The sequence below is a fragment of the Williamwhitmania taraxaci genome (genome assembly GCF_900096565.1).
GTDB lineage: Bacteria > Bacteroidota > Bacteroidia > Bacteroidales > Williamwhitmaniaceae > Williamwhitmania > Williamwhitmania taraxaci.
In genome coordinates this window covers 1-1,685 of sequence record NZ_FMYP01000160.1, presented here as the reverse complement: position 1 = coordinate 1,685, position 1,685 = coordinate 1, and the positions used below count along the sequence as shown (strand labels likewise).

1 protein-coding gene is annotated in these 1,685 nt (G+C 40.0%); it reads left to right on the top strand.

From position 1 onward, the window contains the following. Positions 1-180 precede the first annotated feature (180 nt). On the top strand, positions 181-1,548 hold the full coding sequence (locus tag BLS65_RS17685; RefSeq protein WP_125869955.1) for a hypothetical protein: 1,368 nt from the start codon (positions 181-183) through the stop codon (positions 1,546-1,548). The last annotated feature ends 137 nt before the right edge of the window (positions 1,549-1,685 follow it).

Genomic DNA, 1,685 nt, shown 5'->3' with positions numbered 1-1,685 from the left:
CTACAACATCGGGGTGAAACCTTCGGGGAGTAGCCCCTTATTTTTATTCAACTAACGTTTCAACTGGAATCTTTTTGTCGGACAGTAGTGATTTTCTTTGTTTTATGAAACCTAATATTTCAAAATGAACTTCGTTTTAGTAGTTATTAAAATCAAATTTATTGTTGCAAAAACAAAAATATGAAACACATCGCTATAATAATTTTAATGCTATCGATGATGGCTTCTGTCACTGCGCAGACTGTCCTGCCTGCTGATAGCCATACTGCATATGTAGTTTTGCGTAAACACTTGAAAGCAAAGTTTTTGAGAGGGTGTATTGTATTAACGGGTAAAGAAAACCCTGATAGCGTTATGCGCGATAAATCTGAAAGGGATTATGGGGACTTTTTTATACATCAGGTATGTTATGCTTTTGGGGATTGGGCATTAACGCCTGATTTTAATATGTGTCGGATAGATATTCAAAGCATATGGCCGGATTTCGAATTTTATAAGATTGGATTTCCCGAATTTACTTCGCGTAACGATAGCATTGTGGGTTTTTATAGCTATAGAGATAGATATTTTGGTGGATATGATACAGACAACCCTTTATACGGAGATAATTTGATTGCATACAACCACAAGTCAGAAATGGTAATATATCTCGATTGGCCAAATAATGTTTTCTTTCACTGGTCAACGTTTGAACGTTATCAAAAAAACTATCCTAACTTAAGTTGGCGTGCGCTGCCTGTCCTTTCGAAGAAGCAGGTTCCTCTTTTATCACCAAAAACACGTAATGAGCGAAAAAAGTTGCTGGTTAGCGAGTTAATGAAGAATATTTACAGTTACAGGTTGATGAAATCTGGTATTCTAGATAGCTTGCGTGACGAGAATAATAGATTAAAAGAAAATGCGGAGCAATTTCCTCTATTAGACAGCTTAATACCCGATTTTGATGAGAACCTATTCCTGAGGGCTGATGTGGTTAAAAATCGAAATGAGAAAATTGAGTACTGGCGTTTCGAATACCCTGGCTACGATTCGCTGTATAGTGCGCGAGGAAGTCGGAGGAGCAAGGCGTGGGAGAAGTATTGGCCACTAAAGCGGCAATACTATGTAGTGGGCTTTGAACTAGAGCGCGAGCTAGTGCATTTTATTAGCGGTGATGACTTTTACAAAACGCCTTTCGCCAATTGCTACCTGCCCTATACCCAACGGGACATGCTGACGCACGATTCTGCCTCATTTGCCACTAAGCGGGAGTGGTATGTTGAGGATCGTATGAGTTCGCTATTCCCCGATTTGTACTTTACGCTGAGACACGATTGGGGTGTTGAATCTTGCAGCGAGGATGAAAAATATTGGTATTTTATACTTCATAGCGTAATGCCATACAATAAAACAGTTTCGTTTTATGACGATTTTGGTAATAAAACTGGTGAGTCGTGTTGCTTGTCGCCTTATAATAAATTTTGCGACTATCGCGTGCGCATGAGCAAGTTGAACTGGGAATTAGTTGAAATAGTTGACACTATTAAATGTAATGATTCAGACTATTGATATGAAACTCCTCGCTATCGCGGACATGCTGTCCGTGAACTACAAGCCATTGCTAGTGCCGCAAAACTGGCACTAAGCAATAAGGCAGCATAATCGCAGCCATGCCAAGAGCAAAAAGCGGTGGCATGGGCCCGCTG

Excerpts from the sequence above, each read along its gene's own strand:
- BLS65_RS17685 (WP_125869955.1), top strand. The coding sequence starts at position 181 with ATGAAACACATCGCTATAATAATTTTAATGCTATCGATGATGGCTTCT.